Source organism: Streptomyces sp. NPDC006265 (assembly GCF_040613555.1).
Taxonomy (GTDB): Bacteria; Actinomycetota; Actinomycetes; order Streptomycetales; family Streptomycetaceae; genus Streptomyces.
In genome coordinates this window covers 1-4,939 of record NZ_JBEXSH010000700.1, presented here as the reverse complement: position 1 = coordinate 4,939, position 4,939 = coordinate 1, and the positions used below count along the sequence as shown (strand labels likewise).

Sequence of the window (4,939 nt, the reverse complement as noted above, 5' to 3'; positions counted from 1 at the left end):
GGGAGGAGGTGGAGCCGGTCACGCCGGGCGACAGCACCAGGGCGAGGGCGGCCAGGACGGTCGCCACCACGGCACCGACGAGGAAGCCGCGGGCCGCTCCGGGGTGCCAGTCGTGCAGCTTCCGGCCGGCGGTGTCGGCTATCCCGTCGACCAGGTCGTCGAGCCGGGCCTCGGGCAGCGCCTCCGTGTGCGGGCGCAGGTAGAGCACCGCGCCGTCGGCGAGCCCGGCGCGCCCCAGGGTGGTCTCCTCGTCGAGAGGGACGTCACCGAGCCGCTGGAGCACCCAGCCGGCGTGGTCGAGACCGGCTTCCTCGGCCTCCTCGCCGACGTAGCGCAGCAGGGTGGGCAGGAGGTCGGCGACCGGCACGTCGGCGGGCACGGCCAGATCGACGGAGACGCTCGGCGCACGTACGGTCAGGCGGCACAGTTCGGCCACCGCACTGTCGGTCATCAGCTGAACTCTCGTCTTCCGTGGGGGGCTTCGACCGGAGGATTGCCCCCCCGGCAAGGCGAACGTGCGAAGGGTACGGAAAGCCGGACGCGTCGGTGAACCGGGGGGCCGGAAACGGGAATTGCCTCCCCGCGCTGTCACCTCCCGCGTGGACAGGGCGCGTTCCGTGAATGCAGACTACTGCCTGCGCCCGGTGGATCGTGCTGCGGTCCGGACTCCTCGTCCGGTTCGGAGCGGGCCGTGTCGGGAGGCGGCCGTCCCGCGCAATCCGTTGGAAACATTCATCCGCCGTTCACCGTGTCACCGCGTTCACCGTGCCGCGGAGGGCCCGGAGAATCGGCGCGGTCCGGTGTTTCCCGCTCCCCGGGTGGACCGGTATTCGGCGCGGGCCGGAAAGTCAGTGAAACCGGAGGTTTCGTTCCTTGAGTGTGGTGCTCTTTCGCCGGCCGGCCCGCAGACGCGGACCGGAGATGCCCGAGGGGCAATTGACCCTCCAGGAGCCGCCGGTCCTCGCCGAGACGGTCCCGGACACCTCGGCCGTGTGGACCTATCTGCCGATGGCGCTGATGTCGGTCTCGATGATGCTGATGTTCCTGCGCCCGGGCGGTGGGAACGGCGTCTTCATGTATCTGGCGATGGGCGTGATGGCGCTCTCCGCCGGTGCGATGCTGCTGGGGCAGCTGATGCGCCGCTCCAGCGAGCGCAAGCAGCGCCTCAAGGGCGAACGCCGCGACTATCTGCGGTACTTGGCGCAGACCCGCAAGCGGGTCCGGGCCACCATCGCCGAGCAGCAGCGCGCGCTCGCCTGGCGCCATCCGGAGCCCGCCTCCCTGCGCTCGCTGGCGCGCACCTCCCGGCTGTGGGAACGCCGCCCGGCCGACGAGGACTTCGGCGAGGCCCGGCTCGCGGTCGGCGAGCAGCAGCTCGCCCTCACCCTGGAGCCGGTCTCCACCCGGCCGGTCGAGGACCTGGAACCGCTGTGCGCGCACGCCCTGCGGCGCTTCATCCGGGCCTACTCCACCATTCCCGAGCAGCCCCTCGGCCTGTATCTGCGCTCCTCGGCCCGGGTCCTGCTGCGTCCCGAGGAGACGTCCGGCGAGGGCTCCTACGCGCCGGACGTGACCACGGGTGCGGCCGTGGGCTCGGCCCGGGGCGCGACGGCCGGTGCGGCCATGGGCGCGGGCCCGGGTGCTGCGGTCGCGGGCTCGGGCCCGGGTGCGGCGGCCGGTGCTGCCGTGGGTGACGCCGACGCGGTACGGGCCCTGGTGCGGGCCCTCCTCGGCCAGCTCGCGGTGTTCCACGCCCCCGAGGAACTGTGGATCGCGCTGTGCGTGAGCGACGAGCGGCGGCAGGACTGGGAGTGGGTGAAGTGGCTGCCGCACGCCCTGCATCCCCACGAGGAGGACGGCGCCGGGCAGGTCCGCCGCATCACCGGCGACCTCACCGAGCTGGACGACCTGCTCGGCGCCGAGTTCGCCGAGCGGCCCGGCTTCGACCCGGACGCCCGCCCCGGCCGCGACGAGCCGTACACGATCGTCGTCCTGGACGGCGTCACCGTGCCCGAGGGCCACCGCTGGGAGGGGCACGGCTACCGCAACGCCCTGGCCCTCGACGTCTCCGAAGCGCTGCGCTGGCGGCCCGGCCGCAACACCCTGCGGATGACCGTGGGGGCGGACCAGGTGAGCCTGGTGCGCACCGACCGCAGCCGCAAGGAGCGCTCGGTGCCGCTCGGCCGGCCGGACCGGCTGGGCCCGCTCGGCGCGGAGTCCCTGGCCCGGCTGCTGGCTTCCCGCCGTATCAGCCTGGGCACCGACATCGCGCAGCCGCTGGACACCGACGTCGAGCTGACCACCCTGCTCGGCATACCCGACCTGCACCGGCACGACCCGCGCACCCTCTTCGAGCGGCACACCGGATCCGGCCGGCTTCGGGTGCCGATCGCCGTCGGCGTGGACGGCCGCCCGGTGGAGCTCGACATCAAGGAGTCCGCGCAGGGCGGCATGGGCCCACACGGCATGCTCATCGGCGCCACCGGCTCCGGCAAGAGCGAGCTGCTGCGCACCCTGGTCCTCGGCCTCGCCCTGACGAACTCCTCCGAGACCCTGAACTTCGTGCTGGTCGACTTCAAGGGCGGCGCCACCTTCCTCGGTCTGGAGGAACTCCCGCACACCTCCGCCGTCATCACCAACCTGGCCGACGAGGTCGCCCTGGTGGAGCGTATGCAGGACGCCCTGCACGGCGAACTCATCCGCCGCCAGGAGCTGTTGCGGGCCGCCGGCAACCACACCTCGGCCCTGGAGTACGAGCGGGCCCGCGCGGCCGGGGCGGACCTGGCGCCGCTGCCCAGCCTGTTCGTGGTGGTCGACGAGTTCAGCGAACTGCTCTCCGCGCACCGCGAGTTCATGGAGCTGTTCGTGATGATCGGCCGCCTCGGCCGGTCCCTCGGGGTGCATCTGCTGCTGGCCTCGCAGCGCCTGGACGAGGGCCGTATGCACCAGTTGGAGAGCCACCTGTCGTACCGGATCGGCCTGCGGACCTTCTCCGCCATGGAGAGCCGCGGTGTGCTCGGGGTGCCGGACGCCTACCAGTTGCCGGCCCAGCCCGGCAGCGGCTATCTGAAGTCCGGGGTGGAGGCCCTGACCCGGTTCCGCGCCGCCTACTCCTCCGGGACGTACCGGCGGCGCACCGGCGCGGTGGTGCAGGCCCGGGTGGCCAGCCAGGTGGTGCCGTGGACCAGCGGCTGGGTGGTGCCACGCACGCTGGACCCGGCCACCGAGCCGGAGCCGGAGACCGAGGAGAGCGGCGACGAGGAGACCCTTCTCGACGTGGCCCTGGGCCGGCTGCGCGACTCCGGTCCGCCCGCCCACCAGGTGTGGCTGCCGCCGCTGGACGAGCCGTCCCCGCTGGACGCCCTGCTGCCGGGCATCGCCCCCGACCCCGAGCGCGGCCTCACCGCGGCGGGCTGGCCGGGGACCGGACGGCTGCGGGTGCCGGTGGGCCTGGTGGACAAGCCCTTCGAGCAGCGCCGCGACCCGCTGGTCGTGGATCTGGCCGGGGCCGGCGGGCACGTGGCCATCGCGGGTGGCTCGCAGAGCGGCAAGTCGACCCTCGCCCGCACCCTGATCGCCGCCCTCGCTCTCACCCACACCCCGGCCGAGATCCAGTTCTACTGCCTGGACTTCGGCGGTGGTGGCCTCTCCCAGCTCGCCGCCCTGCCCCACGTCGGCGGGGTCGCGGCGCGGCTCAACCCGGAGCGGGTGCACCGGGCGGTGGCCGAGGTGATGACGCTGCTCGCCCGCCGTGAGCAGTTCTTCGTGGACCACACCCTCGATTCCATGCAGTCCTACCGTCGCCGCCGGGCTGCCGGGGAGTTCTCCGACGAGCCGTTCGGCGACGTGTTCATGGTGGTCGACGGCTGGTCCACGGTCCGCCAGGACTACGACGACCTGATCCCGAAGTTCAACGAACTCGCCGCCCGCGGCCTCAACTACGGCATCCACCTGATCATTACGACCACGCGCTGGGTGGAGTTGTCCGCCCAGGTCCGCGACCAGGCCGCCACACGGCTGGAGTTGCGGATGGGTGACCCGATGGACTCCGAGATCGACACCCGCAAGGCGCGGTCCGTGCCGCGCAGCGGCGGTCGCGGCATCACCGCCGACAGCGGGATGCACTTCCTCGCGGGTCTGCCCCGCCTGGACGGCAGCGGCTCCCTCGACGACCTCGGCGAGGGCGTGTCCCACCTGGTCTCCGAGGTCTCCCGGCACTGGTCGGGACCGGCCGCCCCGCAGGTGCGGATGCTGCCGCACCGGCTGCCGCTGGCCGAACTGCCCGCGCCCGAGGCCACCGAGGGCGGCGGCATGCGCCTCCCGCTCGGCATCGACCAGGACGCCCTGGAACCGGTCTGGCACGACTTCAGCCGCACTCCGCACCTGATCGTCGTCGGCGACACCGAGAGCGGCAAGACCAACCTGCTGCGCCGCGTCACCGAGGGCATCACCGCCCGCTACACCCCGCACGAGGCGAAGATCATCGTCGTGGACTACCGCCGCACCCTGGTCGACGCCGTCCCGCAGGAGTACCGCATCGGGCACGTGATCTCCCTGGACAACCTCAAGGAGACCATCGACGGGGCGGCCCGCGCCCTGAAGACCCGCGTCCCGGGCGCGGACATCGCCCCCGCCCGCATGCGCCAGTGCGACTGGTGGACCGGCCCGCGCCTGTTCGTGCTGGTCGACGACTACGACATGGTCTCCGGCAACTCCTTCCAGAGCCCCTTCGAGCCGCTGTTCGAGCATCTGACCCTCGGCTTCGAAATGGGCCTGCACCTGGTCGTCGCGCGCAGCGCCATGGGCGCCGGCCGGGGCCTCAGCGACGGTCTGCTGCGCCGCCTCGACGAGGCCAACAACCCGGCGGTCCTGCTGTCCTGCCCGCCCACGGAGGGCCGCCTCTTCGGCGACGCCAAGCCGTTGAACCTGCCCCCCGGCC

The 4,939-nt window shown here is 72.9% G+C and carries 2 protein-coding genes; one reads left to right on the top strand and one right to left on the bottom strand.

Annotation, left to right across the window (positions count from 1 at the left end):
• Nucleotides 1-451: EsaB/YukD family protein (locus ABZ281_RS37820; protein ID WP_356662560.1), on the bottom strand; the 451-nt coding region annotated here is incomplete at its 3' end.
• A 470-nt stretch (nucleotides 452-921) separates the two neighbouring features.
• Here ABZ281_RS37820 and eccCa point away from each other — a divergent pair.
• The coding region (eccCa, locus tag ABZ281_RS37815; RefSeq protein WP_356662559.1) for a type VII secretion protein EccCa at nucleotides 922-4,939 on the top strand (4,018 nt) is incomplete at its 3' end.